The 17,601-nt window shown below is 62.6% G+C and carries 25 protein-coding genes; 19 read left to right on the forward strand and 6 right to left on the reverse strand.

Going from position 1 to position 17,601, the window contains the following annotated elements; translation table 11 throughout:
- Window positions 1-7: 7 nt before the first annotated feature.
- A complete protein-coding gene (locus FF098_RS16800; protein WP_155142752.1) occupies window positions 8-616 on the forward strand; it encodes a helix-turn-helix domain-containing protein in 609 nt (202 codons plus the stop codon).
- 15 nt (window positions 617-631) lie between these two features.
- Here the strand turns inward: FF098_RS16800 and FF098_RS16805 are convergent, their stop codons facing one another.
- The 3 genes from FF098_RS16805 to FF098_RS16815 all read right to left on the reverse strand — a co-directional run bounded on the left by FF098_RS16805 (window position 632) and on the right by FF098_RS16815 (window position 2,585).
- Window positions 632-1,120: a GNAT family N-acetyltransferase gene (locus tag FF098_RS16805; RefSeq protein WP_155142754.1), complete on the reverse strand. Its 489-nt coding sequence runs from the start codon at window positions 1,118-1,120 to the stop codon at window positions 632-634.
- A 26-nt stretch (window positions 1,121-1,146) separates the two neighbouring features.
- Entirely contained in the window at window positions 1,147-1,557 is a 411-nt protein-coding gene (locus FF098_RS16810) for a SufE family protein (RefSeq protein ID WP_155142756.1), read from the reverse strand.
- 92 nt (window positions 1,558-1,649) lie between these two features.
- Window positions 1,650-2,585: a hypothetical protein gene (locus FF098_RS16815; RefSeq protein ID WP_155142758.1), complete on the reverse strand. Its 936-nt coding sequence runs from the start codon at window positions 2,583-2,585 to the stop codon at window positions 1,650-1,652.
- A 306-nt stretch (window positions 2,586-2,891) separates the two neighbouring features.
- Here FF098_RS16815 and FF098_RS16820 point away from each other — a divergent pair, with 306 nt between their 5' ends.
- Both FF098_RS16820 and FF098_RS16825 read left to right on the forward strand, forming a co-directional pair.
- Window positions 2,892-4,121: a PAS domain-containing sensor histidine kinase gene (locus FF098_RS16820; RefSeq protein WP_155142760.1), complete on the forward strand. Its 1,230-nt coding sequence runs from the start codon at window positions 2,892-2,894 to the stop codon at window positions 4,119-4,121.
- Between the two features lie 39 nt (window positions 4,122-4,160).
- Window positions 4,161-4,505 (forward strand): DUF1491 family protein, encoded by a 345-nt coding sequence (locus FF098_RS16825; protein WP_155142762.1) that lies wholly within the window; start codon window positions 4,161-4,163, stop codon window positions 4,503-4,505.
- Window positions 4,506-4,510: 5 nt separating this feature from the next.
- On the opposite strand, the gene FF098_RS16830 is transcribed toward FF098_RS16825, so the two are convergent.
- Both FF098_RS16830 and FF098_RS16835 read right to left on the reverse strand, forming a co-directional pair.
- Entirely contained in the window at window positions 4,511-5,575 is a 1,065-nt protein-coding gene (locus tag FF098_RS16830; protein ID WP_155142763.1) for a DUF2336 domain-containing protein, read from the reverse strand.
- Window positions 5,576-5,681: 106 nt separating this feature from the next.
- On the reverse strand, window positions 5,682-7,880 hold the full coding sequence (locus FF098_RS16835; RefSeq protein ID WP_155142765.1) for a transglycosylase domain-containing protein: 2,199 nt from the start codon (window positions 7,878-7,880) through the stop codon (window positions 5,682-5,684).
- Window positions 7,881-8,002: 122 nt separating this feature from the next.
- Between FF098_RS16835 and FF098_RS16840 the strand changes: the two genes are divergently transcribed.
- The 16 genes from FF098_RS16840 (at window position 8,003) to FF098_RS16905 (ending at window position 16,837) form a co-directional block, all read left to right on the forward strand.
- A complete protein-coding gene (locus FF098_RS16840; protein ID WP_155142767.1) occupies window positions 8,003-8,473 on the forward strand; it encodes a YcgN family cysteine cluster protein in 471 nt (156 codons plus the stop codon).
- A complete protein-coding gene (locus FF098_RS16845; protein WP_155142770.1) occupies window positions 8,470-8,928 on the forward strand; it encodes a GNAT family N-acetyltransferase in 459 nt (152 codons plus the stop codon). Before FF098_RS16840 ends, FF098_RS16845 begins: the two co-directional genes overlap by 4 nt.
- Before the next feature lie 278 nt (window positions 8,929-9,206).
- Window positions 9,207-9,554, forward strand: a complete 348-nt coding sequence (locus tag FF098_RS17615; RefSeq protein ID WP_205967553.1) for a hypothetical protein — start codon at window positions 9,207-9,209, stop codon at window positions 9,552-9,554.
- Window positions 9,454-10,122 (forward strand): terminase large subunit domain-containing protein, encoded by a 669-nt coding sequence (locus FF098_RS17620; protein WP_205967554.1) that lies wholly within the window; start codon window positions 9,454-9,456, stop codon window positions 10,120-10,122. The genes FF098_RS17615 and FF098_RS17620 overlap by 101 nt, the downstream gene beginning before the upstream one ends.
- A 94-nt stretch (window positions 10,123-10,216) precedes the next feature.
- Window positions 10,217-10,747, forward strand: coding sequence for a DNA-packaging protein (locus tag FF098_RS17625; protein WP_205967555.1), 531 nt, complete (start codon window positions 10,217-10,219; stop codon window positions 10,745-10,747).
- A gap of 12 nt (window positions 10,748-10,759) precedes the next feature.
- Complete coding sequence (locus FF098_RS16855; protein ID WP_155142772.1) at window positions 10,760-11,956, forward strand: phage portal protein; 1,197 nt, start codon at window positions 10,760-10,762, stop codon at window positions 11,954-11,956.
- Complete coding sequence (locus FF098_RS16860) at window positions 11,949-12,203, forward strand: hypothetical protein (RefSeq protein WP_155142774.1); 255 nt, start codon at window positions 11,949-11,951, stop codon at window positions 12,201-12,203. The genes FF098_RS16855 and FF098_RS16860 overlap by 8 nt, the downstream gene beginning before the upstream one ends.
- Before the next feature lie 24 nt (window positions 12,204-12,227).
- Window positions 12,228-12,737 (forward strand): HK97 family phage prohead protease, encoded by a 510-nt coding sequence (locus FF098_RS16865; protein WP_229714602.1) that lies wholly within the window; start codon window positions 12,228-12,230, stop codon window positions 12,735-12,737.
- Between the two features lie 16 nt (window positions 12,738-12,753).
- The gene (locus FF098_RS16870) at window positions 12,754-13,992 is read left to right on the forward strand and encodes a phage major capsid protein (protein ID WP_155142776.1); all 1,239 of its coding nucleotides are present in this window, start codon (window positions 12,754-12,756) and stop codon (window positions 13,990-13,992) included.
- Between the two features lie 75 nt (window positions 13,993-14,067).
- A complete protein-coding gene (locus FF098_RS16875; protein ID WP_155142778.1) occupies window positions 14,068-14,628 on the forward strand; it encodes a head-tail connector protein in 561 nt (186 codons plus the stop codon).
- On the forward strand, window positions 14,625-14,942 hold the full coding sequence (locus FF098_RS16880) for a head-tail adaptor protein (RefSeq protein ID WP_155142780.1): 318 nt from the start codon (window positions 14,625-14,627) through the stop codon (window positions 14,940-14,942). Before FF098_RS16875 ends, FF098_RS16880 begins: the two co-directional genes overlap by 4 nt.
- Window positions 14,939-15,358, forward strand: a complete 420-nt coding sequence (locus FF098_RS16885) for a DUF3168 domain-containing protein (protein WP_155142781.1) — start codon at window positions 14,939-14,941, stop codon at window positions 15,356-15,358. Before FF098_RS16880 ends, FF098_RS16885 begins: the two co-directional genes overlap by 4 nt.
- Window positions 15,359-15,367: 9 nt before the next feature.
- Window positions 15,368-15,784 carry a phage major tail protein, TP901-1 family gene (locus FF098_RS16890; RefSeq protein ID WP_155142783.1) on the forward strand — a complete coding sequence of 139 codons (417 nt, stop codon included), beginning with the start codon at window positions 15,368-15,370 and terminating at the stop codon, window positions 15,782-15,784.
- Window positions 15,781-16,161 carry a gene transfer agent family protein gene (locus tag FF098_RS16895; protein WP_205967556.1) on the forward strand — a complete coding sequence of 127 codons (381 nt, stop codon included), beginning with the start codon at window positions 15,781-15,783 and terminating at the stop codon, window positions 16,159-16,161. The genes FF098_RS16890 and FF098_RS16895 overlap by 4 nt, the downstream gene beginning before the upstream one ends.
- The gene (locus FF098_RS16900) at window positions 16,161-16,304 is read left to right on the forward strand and encodes a phage tail assembly chaperone (RefSeq protein WP_155142785.1); all 144 of its coding nucleotides are present in this window, start codon (window positions 16,161-16,163) and stop codon (window positions 16,302-16,304) included. The genes FF098_RS16895 and FF098_RS16900 overlap by 1 nt, the downstream gene beginning before the upstream one ends.
- 2 nt (window positions 16,305-16,306) lie before the next feature.
- Entirely contained in the window at window positions 16,307-16,837 is a 531-nt protein-coding gene (locus tag FF098_RS16905; protein WP_166426609.1) for a phage tail tape measure C-terminal domain-containing protein, read from the forward strand.
- Here the strand turns inward: FF098_RS16905 and FF098_RS16910 are convergent.
- On the reverse strand, window positions 16,834-17,508 hold the full coding sequence (locus FF098_RS16910) for a DUF6498-containing protein (RefSeq protein WP_155142789.1): 675 nt from the start codon (window positions 17,506-17,508) through the stop codon (window positions 16,834-16,836). The genes FF098_RS16905 and FF098_RS16910 overlap by 4 nt on opposite strands.
- Window positions 17,509-17,601: the final 93 nt, after the last annotated feature.

Below are 17,601 nucleotides of genomic sequence, written 5' to 3' on the forward strand. Positions count from 1 at the left end.
ACAGTTGATGGTTGGGGACAGGAGAGACGGCGCTGCCGACGCGGTTGGCGGTGCGCCTGCGGACAATGCGCCCGGTGCCGTGAGGCAGGACGGCAGGTCCCAAGGCAGGCATGAGCGGCAGGGCGATAGTTCCGCTCGCATCCTGCTGAACGAAGAGGGCTGGAACGCGGCCTGTGCCGCCGCGGCGCAGGCGATTGCCGCCCATGCCTATGACATGACCCTCGACCAGATGCTGGCGAAGAACCGCTGCCGCGCCTGGATCGCCGAGGGGCGGCAGGTCGCCATGTATCTGACCCATGTGATCGGGCAGGTGCCGTTGAGCGATACCGGCCCGCATTTCGGACGTGACCGGACAACCGTCGCCCATGCCTGTGCCCGGATCGAGGACAGGCGCGACGAGGATTATTTCGACAATGGCCTGATGCGGCTTGAATCGCTGATGATGAAACGCGTTGGAGAGTTGAAGATGCAGCGCCTGCTGGCGGTGGAAGCGGCACGCGAGGCCGGCAATCGCGACCACGAGATCACGATCGAGAAGCCCCTGATCATCCGTACCGCAAAGGGGAAGTTCTATACGTTTCAACCGATAGAAGGTCAGCAAACGGAGGATCGATAGGACAGGTGCGCCGTGTCAGGTCAGGGCGTCAAACGCCTCTGCATAGAGCACTTTCGATGCCAGTTTATCCGCCGCACCGTCTTCCAGTTCGAGGATCTGGAAGTACTCTTTCGGGTACTGCGTCTCGAACCGGGCGGCCTTGTCGACGGAAAAGCCGAAACGGCCATAATAGGCCGGATCGCCGAGTACGAAGATCGCGCGCCAGCCATTGGAAACGGCGCGGTTGATTGCCTCGCGCACCATCTTGGCGCCAAGGCCGGCCTTTCGGTGTTGGGCGGCAACCGCAATCGGGCCGAGACCAAGGCAATCGGCAGGGGAGCGCATCTGCGACATAAGGCAATAGCCATCGACCTCGCCATCGCTCTCATGGACGATGGAGACCGGATCATATCCGCCACGATTGATCGCCTCGACGAGGGAGGCCTCCGCCGTCGTCTCGAAGGACTGGGCCAGAAGGGTAATGATCGCGGGCTGGTCTTCCACCTGAGCGGGTCGCAAAGGCATGCTGCTATCCCCCTTTAAATCCAAACTTATCCGTTTTGCCGTTCTGCCACGGCCCTGATCCGTGCGATCATCGCCGTCAGCCCGTTGGAGCGTTGCGGCGTTATGTGATCCTGCAGGTCGATTTTCGCAAGCGCTGCCGACGCATCGATTGCCAGCACGTCGCCCGCGCTCTTGCCATTATACAGCCCATGGAGCAGGGCGATAAGCCCTTTCACGATGTGGGCGTCACTGTCGCCACGAAAAGCGATCCTGTCCGATGCCGTCTCGTCAAACACCAGCCAGACCTGGCTTGCACAGCCGCGCACCTTGTTGGCGTCGCTGTGTTCGTTCTCGCTCAGCGGTTCGAGTGTGCGGCCGAGATCGATGATGTATTTGTAGCGCTCGTCCCAATCGTCGAGAAAGGCGATGTCGTCGGCTATGGTCTGAAAATCGTTCATTGATCTCAATATAGTGGCTACGAAAGCAAAAGGCCGCCATTGCGGCGGCCTTGATAGCGGATCGGGCAGACGGCGCAACCCCGTCCGACGTCCTATTCTTCCGCTTCGCCTGCGCCGGCAACCCAGCCAAGACAGCCGGATACGTCGTTCAGGCCATGCTCGCCAATGCAGAAGGCTTCTTCATAAGCGGTGCGGGTGGCCGCAATGCACTGGTCGAAGTTCAGCATCGCCATGTTCAGGCAGCGGCGTGACTGGTCGGACTTGGCATAGCCATCGACGACCGGGTCGGTTACTTCGCCGACGGAATACCGGGCAGCGAGAACCAGCACACGGTCGATGATCGGTGTGGCGCGCGGATTGATCTGCGGTACTGCATCTTCATCCGACCACGTCGCCTGCCATTCCGGGTCGGTCTGGTCGAGGGCGGGAAGCTGCACACCGGCAGAAACATAGGCCGGCAGCACCGGCGTGCCGGCGCGTTCGCGCGTGGCGGCATAGTCACGGGCCTCATAGACACGGCTCATGCCTTCGCTGAGCTTCTTCTTGGCCCAGCCGACATTCTGCATGGAATAGGCGCGGTCGATGAAGCTTTCACCGAGGGAATTGATCTTCGTTGCATCACGGGCCGCCATCATCATCACGGCCTCGATCGCCTTGTCAGCACCGGGCAGCTCGCGGATCGAGCGTGGCTCCATGCGCAGGCGGGTGAGAAAGACCTTCTTGGTTTCCGGCGTGGCGATGCTCGCCTGGATGGCCTGCGCGAATTCAGGCGTGTCAGCCGCGACAAGGGCGGCATAGGCGACCCAGCCTGAAGACAGGGCCGTCGGGTCGTGGGAGGCGAGGCGCATATGCACGTCGCGCATGGCGGACTGGCTGTCGATCGATGATCCCGCGATCAGCCCGAGGTCGCCGCGAAACTCGACATATTTGATCGCGCTTTTTTCAAGGGGGGTGGCAAGTGTCGCCGCCGAGACCGGCTGGGCATAGGCTGCTCCGACGGAACAGGCCATCGTCGCCATCATGGTCATGATAAACTGCTTCTGGGGGGATGGTTTTTTGGGGGTCGTAACTGCAAATACTGACTTCAGAAATCCTGCCCGGGATACCATGAACCTGCTCCTTAAACTCTACAACACTTCCCGTTTCATCCCACGGGACTATGGGTAACATATTTCAGCCAAAAAGAATCGCCGAAATGCCATCTGTCCAAAAATTTAACATTTGACCTGCTGAAAATTGCTTATCCGAACCCGTAAAATTCGCTGGATACCAATATTGGAGCGGATTCTGGCAAATGGGGGCTATCTTTAGGAAGCGTTAAGATTCGGGGTTCAATGGTTAACCCGATGATCAATGCGTTGCGCACATTCCTGACCGGGTCTTCCCATGCCGACAGTCTGTGGACTGGCGATAGCGACGACATGATCGCGCTGCATCACGCGGACGGGCGCTTCAGCCGGATTTCCGAATCGGCGCGGTTGGTCACGGGGCATGATCCCGAGGCCCTGGCAGGCAAGCCACTCAGCGCCATTATCGCCCCGGGTGACCGCGGCGCGGCCTTCAACGCACTCGCCAGTGCGTGTTATCGTGGCGGCAAGGCGCGGGCCGAATTCCGTATCCTGAAAGCCGATGGCTCCATCGGCTGGGCCGAGATGGCAGTCTCCGCCGATGGCAAGGGCCGTGTACGCTCCATCATCCGCGACATCGGCGAACGCCATGCCAATGTGCAGGCCCATGCCGCGGCCCGCGAAGAAGCAGAGGAACAGGCGACGGCCCACACCACCTATCTCGCCGATCTCAGCCATGAAATCCGCACACCCCTGAACGCCGTCATCGGTTTTGCCGAGATGATGAAGCACGAAACGTTCGGGCCGCTGGGTCACCAGAAATACGAGGAATATGCAGGCCTCATTCACAAGAGCGGCCAGCATCTTCTCTCGCTCGTGTCCGACCTGCTCGACCTGTCGAAGCTGGAAGCGGAACGCTATCAGCTGGAGCCGCAGCCGACGGATATTGCAGGCCTCGTCAATGATTGCGTGGAGATGACCCGTCTCGGCGCAGAGGAAGCGGGCCTGACCATGACCGCCGATCTCGACGCCCTGCCGGATGACGTGCTGGTCGACCAGAAAGTGCTTCGCCAGATCGTGCTGAACCTCATTTCCAACGCAGTGAAGTTTACGCGCGAGGGCGGCATCGAGGTGCGCCTGCGCCATGATGGCGAGAGCATGTGGATCTCCGTTATCGATACCGGCATCGGCATGAATGCCGATCAGCTCGCCAATATCGGCAAGCGTTTCACCAAGGCCCAGCGCGATGGCGTGCGCGGTGCCAAGGGCACGGGCCTTGGTCTTGCCCTGTGCGATGCGCTGGCCCGCCTTCATGAGGGTGAGTTGCGCCTTGCCAGCCGCGAGGGCGAGGGTACGCGCGCGGTATTGTGCCTGCCACTCGTCGCAGCCGGCGAACAGTCTGCTGACGATGAAGACGCCGACGCCAGCTCTGTGCTCGACCGTCTCGGCCTTGCTATCGCCAGCGAGACCGCCACCCGCGAACGCGGCGTAGCATAAGCCATTGCGCCATCGCACCCGGCTGCCTATACCTTTTCCATGATCCGTATAAAGACCGCCATATTCGTCGATGCCTGGCGCCGCCGCTGCCAGCAGGGTGGTGCCTTTGCGACCATCTTGCGCAAGGGTGACGAGGATGCAGGCATGGTTGCCGTGAGGGTCTATCAGCGCGGTGAGCCGATGCGCGTGTGGATGGAAACGCGTGACCTCGATGGCGAGAAAGCTTGGCGCGACCTGACCAGGGGCGGGGCAAGCGAGCAGGAAGCCGACAAATTGCTTGAGCGGGAAGTCAGCTTCGATCCGGATCTGTGGATCGTCGAGGTCGAGGACCGGGAGGGGCGGCCTTTCCTGCAGGAGAAGCTGCTGGACGGTGACAGCGCTTGAGCGGTTCAGCGACGGCCGAAGGATTTTCCGGCCGCATTCGTCGCCGGTTTCGGTCCCGGTGCGGGGTCATTATTGTTCGCAGGCGGACCGCTCAGAACGAAGTCGTCATCATACGACATTTCCTTTAGCGCAGAGACCCGCACCTGCCAGAAACGCATGACCCGATCGGCCGATTCGCGCGGGATCTTTTCATAGAGCCCCATGATGCGTAACGCGCTCTGCTTGTCGTCTTCGCGCTTGTGCATGGAATTTATGATCACCGAAAAGGCACTGCGGGAGATACGGGAGGCACGGCAGGCGATCGCCAGTGATTCCCATGTCGCATCGTTGAGGATGCGCAGGATCGTCGTCGTATCGACATCGAGCATGTGGGTCAGGCTGAGAGTGAATTGCAGCCTGTGGCCGGTCGCCAGCAGTTCTTCAAGGAACGCCTCGTTCATCTTGCGCTCGCGGATCCGCTTCTGCACGGCTGTGCGCGCTTCGAGGATTGCATCGCGTGCCTCGACCGAGCTTTCCTCGATCAGGCGCTGGCCATTGAGCTTGACCGAATGGGCGATCAGTGGCGCCAGCTTGCCCTGTCCCCTGGCGACAGCCTCGCGGGTAATCGACAGGCGAATGAAGCAGAACATTTCGTTCAGCAGGGCAGATGGCAGGGTAAAGCGGTGTTCAGGTATATGGATCTTGCCCGCCGGGGCCAGCGCATCCGGCCCGAAATGCGAGCGGGTCTTGTCGCGGATCATGTCGACGAGATCGGGCAGCGTCTGTGTTGCTGACCGGCGCAGGATCTGGCCGAGCATGGATGGTGGCGCGATGATCAGCGCATGGATTTTTTCTCTGGGCAGGCCGGCCTTGGCCAGCGTTGCGATCATCAGCTTGCGGGTGTGGGTGTCCATCTGCCGCGCTGTATTGGAATAGAGAAGGTCGAAGAACTCCATCTCGCGGATGCCATAGCGGTCCGGTGCGGCCAGCAATCGGTCCGTGCACAGGCGCATCAGCTCACGACGCTCCGCGCTTTCCCCGTCCCTGGGGAAGTCGATCAGCTGTTCCAGCGGTGTCTTCTGTGCGGGCATGGGCGTTTTCTCTCTGGATGCACACTATCCCTGGACCCTTAAAGAAAGCGCTAACATTACCGTAAAATTGCGGGTTTATTCAGCCTTAACATAGGATAAGACCGGCCTAGTTGCGGCCGAAAATCCACCAGCCGCGTCGCTTGCGTGGCTGTTCCTGTTCGCGGTCATCCTCGCGCGTGCGCGCCGGTTCAGGATCGTTATAGGCCCGCCCGACAACCTGCCGTGAGCCGCTGTCCTCAGGATAGCGATTCTCTGCATAATTTTGCTGGCTGCCATAGGCGAGCGCTGCCATGTCGGCCTGAAGGTTGCCATAGAACTGGGCGAGGCGCAGGTCGTTGCTGTCATATTTCAGGCGGTCCGCGCCGGGCAGGGCGAGGCGTGGCTTGCCTTCATGAGCGGCGAGCATGAAGTTCTTCCAGATCGAGGCGGGCACGCCGCCGCCGGTGACCTTCTGCATCGGATTATTGTCGTCATTGCCGACCCACACGCCGGTAACGAGCTGGCCCGTATAGCCGACGAACCAGGCATCGCGCCAGTCATTGGTGGTGCCGGTTTTGCCGGCAGACTGTCGGGCACCGAGATTGGCGCGCGACCCCGTGCCATTCACCACCACCTGGTGCAGCAGGTAGTTCATCTGCTCGGCCCGCTCCGGGTCGAAGACCTGGCGTTCCTGCGTGGGTTGGCGTTCATACAGCACTTCCCCGCGCCGGTTCTCGATCCGGGTAATCGCATAGGGGCTCGCCGTCACACCGCCGCGGGCGAAGGGAATATAGGCGGCGGTCAGTTCATCGAGGGTGACGTTCGCGGCACCCAGCGCGATGGAGGGCAGCGGCTTCAGCGTATGGTGGATGCCCATAGCCTGCGCCGTCTCGACCACACGCTCGCGCCCGATCGCCTCGCTTGCCTGCACCGCGACAGTGTTGATGGAGCGGGCCAGCGCTGTCGTCATTGGCATCGGCCCGCCATAGTCGCCGGAATAGTTCTGCGGTGACCAGCCATCGACGGTCACCGGCTCGTCGATGAAGACGGTGCGCGGGCTCATGCCGGATTGAAGCGCGGCGAGGTACACGAACGGTTTGAAGGTCGAGCCCGGCTGGCGCAGCGCCTGCGTCGCCCGGTTGAACTGGCTCTCCTCATAGGACAAGCCGCCGACCATGGTGCGGATCGCGCCGTCCGTGTCATAGGCGATGAGGGCGGCCTGTTCGGCGCCCAGTGCCTTGATCTCGTCAGTCATGGCGGTGCTGATCACGCGCTGGCCCTGGCGCTGCATGTCGAGATCGATGGTCGTCGTCACCACGATGTCGGTCTCGACCGTGCCACCGAGCAACTCCTCCGACTGCGCCATGACATAGTCAAAGAAATAGCCGACATCCGGGTTGTTATCGATGACGATCAGCTCCGGCGGGGATGCCTTGGCGATCTCGGCCTCTTCCGGCGTGATCTTTTTCGTCTCGACGAGATTGTCGATCACCTCTGCCGAGCGGGTGGTCGCACCGCCGAAATTGGTGGTGGGAGCGAGCGCAGAGGGCGCCTTGGGCAGGCCGGCCAGCAGCGCGGCTTCGGACAGGGTCAACTCACGGGCCGACTTGGAGAAATAGAGCTGGGATGCTGCCTCTATGCCGAACGTGCCGGCGCCGAGATATGTGCGGTTGAGATACAGCGACAGGATCTCGTCCTTGGTCAGATGCGCTTCCAGCCAGAAAGCGAGGTTCAGCTCCTGCAGCTTTCGGTCCAGCGTCTTCTCATTGGTCAGGAACAGGTTCCGGGCGAGCTGCTGGGTGATGGTCGAGGCGCCCTCGGCCAGCCTGCCGCGACGGATGTTGGTGACGATGGCGCGGGCAAAGCCCTTCGGGTCGAACCCGAAATGGTCATAGAAGCGCCGGTCCTCGGTCGACAGGAACGCCGAGATGACATAGGGCGGCAATTCCTCGACCGGGATCGGATCGCCGTAATAGCTGCCGCGCGTGCCGATCACGTCGCCATCGCTGTCGAGGAAGGTGATGCTGGCCGGGCGGTTGATCGCCCACAGATCGACATCTTCCGGCGGGGTATAGGCGCGGGTCAGGTGAAACAGGCCGAAGCCCGCAACCAGCATGGCGGCAAAGGCCAGCGAGGAGGCGTGCAGCGCGGCGCTTTCCCACGTCTTGCGCTGTTTAAGGCGGCGGCCGATGGGCGCGGCGGCAGGCTTCACGGCCTGGCCGAAGACCCAGCCGAGCGTGCGCAGGCCCGCCCACAAATCGAGCGCGACATTGCCCGCCTGATGCAGCAGCTTGCTGTTTTTGTTGGTGCTCTTCTTCTTGCTCACCCGGAACGCCCTGACTTTTCCCGCTCTGCGGCATGGTCTATCATGAAACGGGCCGCTTTCTGCGAAAAAGCGGGTAAAATTATGGCAATGATGCTGCGGGCGTGTTTGTCGCAGCGGAGGCGATGCGTATCACCCTGACCGACCGATATTGGGAGACCAAATCCCTGGGCGAGATGACCGCCGAGGAGTGGGAAGCCCTGTGCGATGGCTGCGGCAAATGCTGTCTGATGCTGCTGGAGGACGAGGACACTGGCGATGTCTGGGAGACGGATGTCGCCTGCAAGCTGTTCGACCAGGGCTGCCGCGCGTGCTCGGACTATGCCAATCGCCAGAAACATGTCCCCGGCTGCGTCCAGCTGTCTGCTGACAATATCGAGGAACTGCGCTGGATGCCGAAATCCTGCGCATATCGGCGGCTGGCAGAGGGGCGCGGCCTCGCCCACTGGCATCCGCTCGTTTCTGGTGAGCGCGACAGCGTCGCCCGGGCGGGCAAGGCGGTGCGCCTGCCACTTGCCCGCGAACAGGATGTGGATATGCGCGATCTGGAGGATCATGTTGTGACGAGACGGTTGAGTGGCAAAGACCTGAAATGAGCGATCTGACTTTCCGTGATGCTGCCTCTGACGACATCGCCGCGATCCTGTCCTTAAGCGATGCCGGTCGCCCGGCGGGCGTGGCGCTGGCCAAGTCCGATGCCAGCGACCCGGCCTACGCCACCGCCTTCGAGCGCATCGCAGCCGATCCGAACAACCGCCTGATCGTGATGGAACGGGAAGGCGAGGTCATCGGTACACTGCAGATCACGATAATCCCCGGCCTGACAAAGGGCGGGCTGACCCGTGGCCTTCTGGAAAACATTCACGTCAAGCCCGATTGCCGCGGGCAGGGGCTGGGCTCGGCCCTCGTCGACTGGGCGATAGGGGAATGCAAGGCAGCAGGCTGTGGCCTCGTTCAGCTGACCTCTGACAAGCGCCGCCCCGACGCGCACCGCTTCTATGGGCGGCTGGGGTTCGAAGCGACCCATGAGGGGTTTAAGCTGTTACTCTGACAGTTGGTGGTTTCACCGGACAGGATCTGTCAAGGGTGAAACCGCTTCGCGGCGGCAAAGCCGCCCTTGACTGATCCTGCCCGGCAAAACAATTGCTCGGCAAGCCTGTAAGGCGGATTCCGCCTTACAGGCCTTGGCTGACTAATTATTTTCCGATCCTCCAAAACTTATCCCCGCCCTCTCCGGCGCGCCTATTCTCGCGCTTGTCGAAACAGCCAGCACCGGGACGGGGCAGGCGGTAACCCGCGGCGGATAAGCCATCACCATACGGAGAAATAATGCCGGAGGATATCCGCACCGATCACCCTGTCCTGTCCCGACTGGGTCTGCTCGAAAAGCGGCTGGACGAACTGGTGGCACAGTTCTGTCACCAGCCGGATAGCGAAGAACCGATAGACCGCACCGCGCGCACCTTGTCGACCCTGCTGCGCGAGAGCGAAAGGATCGAAGAGATGAAGAGAAAATATGACAAGTCAGGACAGGACGGCGACAGCGAATACAGCCCCGCCGAGGTCGAGCGCATGCGTGCCGAGCTTGAACGCCGTCTCGATCGCATTGCGAAAAACCTGGAAGAAAAAGTGGCTGACCCTGCTGCCGCCGGACCTCGTCGTTCACCTGACGCATGAGTGGCCGTTCTGGGCGCGGCCCGACCAACTGGCGCCCCAGCACGAAGACTGGTTTACCTGGCTGGTGCTGGGCGGGCGCGGTGCGGGCAAGACGCGCACCGGCGCGGAATGGGTGAGAGGGCTCGCGGAAACCGGTGCCGCCTCACGCATCGCACTGGTCGGCGAGACTTATCAGGATGTGCGCGAAGTGATGATCGACGGCGAGTCCGGGCTGATGGCGATACCGCGGGCAAAATGGCGGCCAAGCTATGAAGCCTCGCGCCGCCGCCTTGTCTGGCCAAATGGTGCGACCGCCCAGTGCTTTTCTGCCGAAGACCCTGAAGGCCTGCGTGGCTATCAGTTCGATGCAGCGTGGTCTGACGAATTATGCAAATGGCGATATGCCGACACGGCGTGGAGCAACCTCCAGCTCGGGCTGCGCCTCGGCGACCGACCGCGCCAGGTGGTGACGACGACACCGCGTCCGACGGTGCTGATCAAGCGATTGATGGGCTGCCAAGGGCACGAATCTGACCCGCGCGTCCACTTGGGAGAACAAGGCGAACCTCGCCGAGACGTTCCTCAGTGAAATCACCGCCGTCTATCAGGACACGCCGCTTGGGCGGCAGGAGCTCTATGGCGAGCTGGTCGAGGACACCGCCGGTGCCCTGTGGCGCTGGTCGATGATCGAGGCCTGCCATGTCGACCATGCGCCGGAGATGGACCGGCTGGTCATCGCCATCGACCCGCCGGCGACAGCGGGCGCGGAGGCGGATGAATGCGGCATCATCGTCGCCGGACGCTGCGGCGGCATCGCCTACGTGATGGAAGACTTATCCTCGCGAGGATTATCGCCCCTAGACTGGGGTCGAAGGGCAGTTGCCGCCTGTCACCGTCACAAGGCCGACCGCATCGTCGCGGAGGTCAATCAGGGCGGAGACATGGTCGCGGCGATCCTGCGCCAGGTCGACCCAACCGTGCCGGTGCGCGCCGTGCGCGCCAGCCGGGGCAAGCGGGTGCGGGCAGAGCCGGTCGCCGCCCTCTATGAGCGCGGGCTGGTGCGCCATGTCGGGTCCCTGGCAAAGCTGGAAGACCAGCTCGTCTCATGGACCGGCGAAGGGGCAAGCCCCGACCGCCTCGATGCCCTCGTCTGGGCACTGACCGATTTGATGCTGGGTGCCAGGGCACCCGACCCGACGATAAGAACGATCTAGGAGACAGTCCCGATGCCGACCATTCTTTCCAGCCTACGCGCTGCTTTCGATCAGAAAATGCCTGCGCCTGTAGAGGCCAAGCACAGCGCGACGCGCCAAGTCATCGCGCTGCAGACGGCCGCCGGGCCGGTGTGGACACCGCGCGATTATGCAGCGCTCGCCCGCAATGGCTTCATGCGCAACGTCATCGCCTATCGCTGCATCCGGCTGGTGGCGGAGGCGGCGGCCTCCATCCCTTTCGCGGTCACCTGCCGGGGCGAGACGATGGCCGATCATGATCACCTGCGCCTGCTCAAATCGCCGAACCCGGACCAGTCCGGCACGGCGCTGATGGAAGAGGTCTATGGCTATCTCCAGACAGCGGGCAATGCCTATGTCGAGGCAGTCAGGCTCGACGGTGAGGTGCGGGAGCTCTACGCGCTGCGCCCGGACCGGATGAAGGTCCACGCCAGCCGTGATGGCTGGCCCGGCGGCTATGATTATGAGGCCGGCGGGCGTCGGACAAGTTTCCGCCGTGAGGAGGACGGCTTCATGCCGGTCCTGCACCTGAAGCTGTTTCATCCGCTCAATGACCATTACGGGCTCGCACCACTGGAGGCGGCAGGCAATGCCGTCGACATCCACAACGCCGCATGTTCGTGGAACAAGGCGCTGCTCGATAACGCGGCCCGGCCGTCGGGCGCCCTCATCTATAAAGGTCCGGAGGATGCCGCGAACCTGACTGCCGACCAGTTCGAGCGCCTGAAATCGGAACTTCAGGAAACCTATCAGGGCCAAGCCAATGCCGGTCGGCCCATGGTACTCGATGGCGGGCTCGACTGGAAGCCCATGTCGCACTCCCCGGCAGAGCTGGACTTTATCGAGGCCAAGCACTCCGCCGCACGCGACGTGGCGCTCGCCTTCGGTGTACCGCCGCAACTGCTCGGCATTCCGGGCGATAATACCTATGCGAATTATCGCGAGGCCAATCTTGCCTTCTGGCGTCAGACGGTGCTGCCGCTGGCAAGCCGCGCCGCGAGCGCGCTGTCGGGCTGGCTGTGCGGGGACGGTGAGGCGATCACGCCTGACACCAGTGGCATCGAGGCGCTGTCGGGCGAGCGCTCCGCCCGGCTCGACCGCATCATGCGGGCCGATTTCCTGACCGACAGGGAGAAGCGTGTTGCACTCGGCTTCCCGGCTGACCCTGTAATGGAGAACGACGATGAGTGAGATGAAACTGCCCGCAACGGAGCTGAGATTTTCCCTCGCTCTTGGCACCGGCATGCTGATCCAGGCGGCGGTGGCGCTGATATGGGCTGGCGCCGCCAGCGAGCGGCTGAACCAGCTGGAGCGCCGCGCCGACTCAACGGCGCAGGTCATAGAGCGCACCGCGCGGCTGGAAGAGCAGATGTATTACATGCGCTCCACCCTCGACCGGATCGACACGCGCCTGCAGCAGATCACCGAAGACGAATAGCCCTACGAATAGGCGAATAAAATCATGAGACTGATGAATGATAGCGCGGGGCTTTCCCGCGAAGGCGGACCCGTGGCCGTGATCGAGGGCTATGCCTCGATCTTCGGCGAGCGCGACCTCAATGGCGATATCGTGAAAAGAGGCGCCTTTGCCGAAAAACTTATCCCCGGGCGGCTGCCAGCGGTGAAGATGCTTTACCAGCACGCGGCGGACCAACCCATCGGTCGCTGGCTGGAGATGAAGGAAACGGCAAGGGGGCTTTATGTCCGTGGCGAGATCATTCTGGACAGTCCGCGCGCCCGGGAGGTGGCGACGCTCGTCGCCGGCGGGGCGCTTGATGGCCTGTCCATCGGCTTCCGCACCAGGGCGGCCCGCAAGATTGCCGGCGGGCGGGAGCTGACCCGCCTCGACCTGTGGGAGGTCTCGGTCGTCACTTTCCCCATGGCGCCGGGCGCACGGATCACCCGGCTGATCCCGGCGGACGCAGATACAGCGGACACTATCCGCGAAGCAACACGTCAGTTCACGTTATAACAGGAGAAGATGAGATATGACACTGGAAACGAAACAACTGGAAACGAAAGCAGGCGGCGATTCGCCGGAAGTGCGGGCCGCCATGCACGACTTCCTCAACGCCTTCGAGGAATTCAAGAGTGCAAATGACCAGCGCCTTGCCGAACTGGAGGGCAAGTCCCGCGAAGATGTCGTGTTGACCGAGAAAGTCAGCCGCATCAATGCCGCGCTCGACGAGCAGAAATCGGCCATCGACCGGCTGTTGCTCGATCGCCAGCGGTCCTCACGCGGTGGTGCAGAGTTTGCTCGCCCTGACGAGCGCAAGCATGCCTTCGAGCGCTATGTGCGCACCGGCGATGCCTCGCGTATGCTGGAGGAAAAAGCGCTCTCCATCGGCTCCGACCCGGATGGCGGTTATCTTGCACCCGACGAGACAGAGCGGCTGATCAATGCGGCGGTCAAGGACATCTCCCCCATCCGACAGATCGCGACCGTGCGCCAGATCGGTGCCAGTTCCTATCGCAAACCGGTCTCGACCACCGGCATGGCGGCGGGCTGGGTCGGCGAGGCCGGGGACCGTACACAGACGACCACATCGACGCTTGCCGCTGTCGACTTCCCCACCATGGAACTCTACGCCATGCCGGCAACAACGCAGGCGCTGCTGGACGACTCCATCGTCGACCTGGAACGCTGGATCGCTGACGAGGTGCAGACCGAATTCGCCGCCCAGGAAGGGGCGGCTTTCGTGTCAGGCAATGGCACCAACAAGCCGCGCGGCTTCCTCGACTATGACAAGGTCGCCGAGGGCAGCTGGGCGTGGAACAAGATCGGCTATATCGCCACCGGCGCCGATGGCGCGTTTGGCACCAACCCGATGGATGCGCTGATCGACCTGATCTATGCACCCAAACAGGCTTTCCGCGCCAATGGCCGCTTCGTCATGAACCGCTCTGTCGTCGGACAGTTGCGCAAGTTCAAGGATGGCGATGGCAATTACCTGTGGCAGCCATCGGTCCAGGCCGGTGCCCCGGCGACGCTGATGGGCTATCCGGTGACCGAGGCCGAGGAGATGGAAGACATCGACAGCGATTCCTTCTCGATTGCCTTCGGCGACTTCGCCCGCGGCTATCTGATCGTCGACCGTGTCGGCATTCGCGTGCTGCGTGATCCGTTCTCGGCCAAGCCCTATGTGCTGTTCTACACGACCAAACGCGTCGGCGGTGGGGTGCAGCATTTCGATGCGATCAAGCTGCTGAAATTCGGCACGTCGTAAGGTTTCCCTCCCGACTGCCCCGCGGGCTGCTTGGCTGCCCGCGGGGGCTCATTCAAACACTTCCCTGAGGATCTCATGTCCCTGACCCTGATCACCGCCCCCGCGGGCGAACCCCTGACGCTGGCCGAAATAAAGTTCTTCCTGCGCGTCGCTCATGACACGGACGATAACCTGATCGCCGATCTCGCCGAAGCCGCGCGCGGCCAGGTCGAGGCGGTGACGGGCCTCGCCCTGATAACACAGGGCTGGCGGCTTACGCTCGATAGCTGGCCGGAGGAGCCGATCGCGCTGCTGCGTCCGCCGGTACAGGCGATAACCGCCATCAGTGTCCAAGGCATAGACGGCGTTTGGACCGAACTGGACCAGGGCGACTATGCCCTCATCCCCGGCTATCCGGCGCGTGTGTTGCTGAAAGCCCCGCCGCCAACCCCGGGGATAGCCGCCGGCGGCATCCGCATCGACTTTACCGCCGGCTTCGGCGATGCTGATGCCGTGCCGGGCACGCTGAAACAGGCCGTGCGCCTGCTCGCCGCCCATTATCACGAACACCGCACCCCGGCGTCGGAACGGCGGGTGACGACCATGCCGAACTCGGCCGGGGCGCTGCTCGCGCCCTTGCGGGAGGTGCGGCTGTGATCGGTACGCTGACAGAACAAGTCACCCTGCTGACCCGCCAGCGCACGCCCGATGGCGGCGGCGGGGCAGCAGTCACATGGGAAGAAGGCGACACCCTGCCTGCCCAAACAGAGAGCCTGTCCTCCCGCCGCGACACGACAGGCGAGCGCGATATCGGCCTCCTGCGCTTGCGCGTCACCCTGCGTCATCGCGCCGATATCGGCCATGACACTCGGCTTTCGCATGACGGCCGGACATTTCGCATCACCTCGATCCAGAGAACTGGTGAGGGGCGCGAATGGCTGCAGCTCGATTGTGAGGAGGTGTGCCGATGAGCGAGACCCTGACCGAGGCAAGCTGGCCGCTGCAGCAGGCGGTCTATGCGCAGCTCACTGCCGATGATGGCGTCAAGGCGCTGCTCGGCGATCCTGCGCGGGTGCATGACGGTGTGCCGGAGGACACGATTTTTCCGTATCTCACCATAGGCGCGGCCCGCACCCGCGATTGGCCCGGCGTCGATGGCGGGCAGGAGCATGACCTCCGCCTCACCGCCTGGTCGCGGTATGGCGGGCGCAGCGAGGTGAAGCAAGTCATCGCCGCCGTCCATGCCGCCCTGCATGACTCAGCCCTGAGCGTCACCGGCTTCCATCTCATCAGTATACGCTATGTCTTTGGCGACACGTGGCGGCTGGCGGACAATGAAACATGGCAGGGCGTGATGCGCTTTCGTGCCGTAACCCATCCACTTTAGGAGAAAGACATGACCGCCCAGAAGGGAAAAGACATTCTGTTGAAGATCGGCGATGGCGAGGCGAGCGAGAGCTTTGTGACCGTAGCCGGGCTGCGCACGAAAACGCTGTCGCTCAACGCCCGCGCCATCGACGTCACCAATGCCTCGTCCGATGGCTGGCGCGAATTGCTGGCCGGGGCAGGAGTGAAGCAGGCGAGCATATCCGGGGCTGGCGTCTTCCTCGACGATGCAGCGGCGGCGGAGATACGCGGCGTTTTCTTCGCCGGCACGTTGCGCAACTGGCAGGTCGTGCTGCCGGATTTCGGGGTCATCGAGGGCGCGTTCCTGATATCAAATCTCGACTATGCAGGCGACCATGCCCGCGAGATGACTGTCTCGCTGGCACTGGAGTCGGCTGGCACGCTCACCTTCACGGAGGCAGAATGATGGCCAATGGGATGAACAGGTTTCGCGGCGACGTAGCGCTGGAAATCGACGGCGAGACCCACACTCTGCGCCTGACCCTCGGCGCCCTGGCGCAGATCGAAACCGCGCTCGGTACGGACGACCTTGCCGGGCTGACGGCGCGGCTTGCCAACCCGTCCGCCCGTGACCTGCTGGTCATTCTCTCGGCCCTGCTCGGCGGTGGCGGACATGACGTGGCCGTCGACACATTGAAATCGAAAAGTTTCGACCTGAAAGCTGCTATGGCTGCTGTCGCGCGGGCCTTTGCTCTCGCGCTCGGTGCTGACGATGGAGAGAGGCCGGGAAAGCCTCTATCCCAGAACACTGGCGCAGCTGGTGCCGGGCCGGGCTCGGCCTGATGCGCCTGCCGCCTGACCAGTTCTGGGCCATGAGCCTCGCCGAATGGCGGCTGGTCTCGGGCGGGGAGGCAGGCGGCGCGGCGCTGACCCGCGAGAGCTTCGACCAGTTGAGAAAACTTTATCCGGACAAGGATCGATCATGAGAGTGAGCATTGATACAGACGACGCCAGCGAGACCATGCGCGCCATGGCCGACGATATGGAACGCACCGTGCGCGAAGACATCGTGCCGCTTGCCGCGGTAATGGAGGAGAGTTTTGCCAGCGCGTCGCGCTCCATCGCCGACGAACTGGAAAAGGCGGCCCGCTCCGGCACGCTGTCGTTCAGGTCGATGGTGCAGGAAGTGTTGGCAGACCTCGCCGGGCTCGCCGCCGACACGGTCATCCGCCAGCCGCTGGAAGCGGCGCTCGGCCAGATCTTTTCAGGCTTTGGCGGCGGCAGGGCAGGTGGCGGCTTCGTTGCGCCGGGCAATGCCTTCCTGGTCGGGGAGAGCGGGCCGGAGATGTTTGTCCCGCCACAATCGGGCCGCATCGCGCCGCTTGGCGGTGGTGCAGGAAACGTGACCGTCAATCTGAACATGCCCCAGACAGGTGATGCGGAAAGCTATCGCCGATCTGCCCCGCAAATCGCCGCCGCTCTCCAGCGGGCACTCGCCCGCGCGAACAGGAATGGCTAGACCCGCCCCGTCTCTGCCTTGGCGGCTTTTGTCCCGGCACCATAGATCCTCTGTTCGACCACATTCATGCCGCCATCCGCAATGGTCTTCATCGCCATGAACAGCATGATGTCGAGCCCGGCATAGACGCCGCCCAGCATGATGATCAGGTGCATCGGCACGACACGCAGATAGGGTATGAACATCATCGAGCCAATATTAAGCTTTACCTTTTCCGGGCGGCCACCACGGATCAGCGAGGCGATATGCGAGACGAGGAAAACGAGGACGGCAAGCCCCATCCCCGCATTGCCGAGATCCTCGTGATACTGCACCAGCAGGAAGAAACCATAGACTACGTGGAAGAACCCATAGTGCAATGCGAAGAAGATCGCGACACGGATCTTCGTGCCAGTCGTCGGCTGGACGCTGCGCCCGTTCATGGTGAAATTCTCGGTCGAGAAATCCTTCAGCGCCAGCAGGCGGAAGAAGTGCAGGGCGCCGATGATGACGCTCTGCAGCCAGTAGACCCATAGCACCTCGCCCAGCGGCCAGTTCTGCATCTTGGCAAGACCAATGATGAAGAGATTGCCGAGCACGATGAACCACAGCCCGGTATCGCCGATCAGGGAATAGCCCTTCGGCTCCAGCCCGGCCGGCTGCGTCGCGTCATATGGATCCTGCCTGCTCATCGTCACTCCCCCGAGCTGTTTGTCTCACCTTAAGCGCGACTGCGATCTCGCGCCAGTGAATTTATCCCCGCTGTCAAGGCAGCCAGTACAAGG

This window comes from Aquisalinus luteolus (genome assembly GCF_009712425.2).
Lineage (GTDB): Bacteria > Pseudomonadota > Alphaproteobacteria > Caulobacterales > Parvularculaceae > Aquisalinus > Aquisalinus luteolus.

Coding starts and splice junctions, on each gene's coding strand:
- FF098_RS16885 (WP_155142781.1), top strand. CDS start 14,939: ATGAGCGAGACCCTGACCGAGGCAAGCTGGCCGCTGCAGCAGGCGGTC.
- FF098_RS16830 (WP_155142763.1), bottom strand. CDS start 5,575: ATGCCCGCACAGAAGACACCGCTGGAACAGCTGATCGACTTCCCCAGG.
- FF098_RS16820 (WP_155142760.1), top strand. CDS start 2,892: ATGGTTAACCCGATGATCAATGCGTTGCGCACATTCCTGACCGGGTCT.
- FF098_RS17615 (WP_205967553.1), top strand. CDS start 9,207: ATGCCGGAGGATATCCGCACCGATCACCCTGTCCTGTCCCGACTGGGT.
- FF098_RS16875 (WP_155142778.1), top strand. CDS start 14,068: ATGTCCCTGACCCTGATCACCGCCCCCGCGGGCGAACCCCTGACGCTG.
- FF098_RS17625 (WP_205967555.1), top strand. CDS start 10,217: ATGATCGAGGCCTGCCATGTCGACCATGCGCCGGAGATGGACCGGCTG.
- FF098_RS16890 (WP_155142783.1), top strand. CDS start 15,368: ATGACCGCCCAGAAGGGAAAAGACATTCTGTTGAAGATCGGCGATGGC.
- FF098_RS16895 (WP_205967556.1), top strand. CDS start 15,781: ATGATGGCCAATGGGATGAACAGGTTTCGCGGCGACGTAGCGCTGGAA.
- FF098_RS16805 (WP_155142754.1), bottom strand. CDS start 1,120: ATGCCTTTGCGACCCGCTCAGGTGGAAGACCAGCCCGCGATCATTACC.
- FF098_RS16840 (WP_155142767.1), top strand. CDS start 8,003: ATGCGTATCACCCTGACCGACCGATATTGGGAGACCAAATCCCTGGGC.
- FF098_RS16800 (WP_155142752.1), top strand. CDS start 8: ATGGTTGGGGACAGGAGAGACGGCGCTGCCGACGCGGTTGGCGGTGCG.
- FF098_RS16815 (WP_155142758.1), bottom strand. CDS start 2,585: ATGACCATGATGGCGACGATGGCCTGTTCCGTCGGAGCAGCCTATGCC.
- FF098_RS16845 (WP_155142770.1), top strand. CDS start 8,470: ATGAGCGATCTGACTTTCCGTGATGCTGCCTCTGACGACATCGCCGCG.
- FF098_RS16825 (WP_155142762.1), top strand. CDS start 4,161: ATGATCCGTATAAAGACCGCCATATTCGTCGATGCCTGGCGCCGCCGC.
- FF098_RS16860 (WP_155142774.1), top strand. CDS start 11,949: ATGAGTGAGATGAAACTGCCCGCAACGGAGCTGAGATTTTCCCTCGCT.
- FF098_RS16870 (WP_155142776.1), top strand. CDS start 12,754: ATGACACTGGAAACGAAACAACTGGAAACGAAAGCAGGCGGCGATTCG.
- FF098_RS16810 (WP_155142756.1), bottom strand. CDS start 1,557: ATGAACGATTTTCAGACCATAGCCGACGACATCGCCTTTCTCGACGAT.
- FF098_RS16855 (WP_155142772.1), top strand. CDS start 10,760: ATGCCGACCATTCTTTCCAGCCTACGCGCTGCTTTCGATCAGAAAATG.
- FF098_RS16910 (WP_155142789.1), bottom strand. CDS start 17,508: ATGAGCAGGCAGGATCCATATGACGCGACGCAGCCGGCCGGGCTGGAG.
- FF098_RS16865 (WP_229714602.1), top strand. CDS start 12,228: ATGAGACTGATGAATGATAGCGCGGGGCTTTCCCGCGAAGGCGGACCC.
- FF098_RS16900 (WP_155142785.1), top strand. CDS start 16,161: ATGCGCCTGCCGCCTGACCAGTTCTGGGCCATGAGCCTCGCCGAATGG.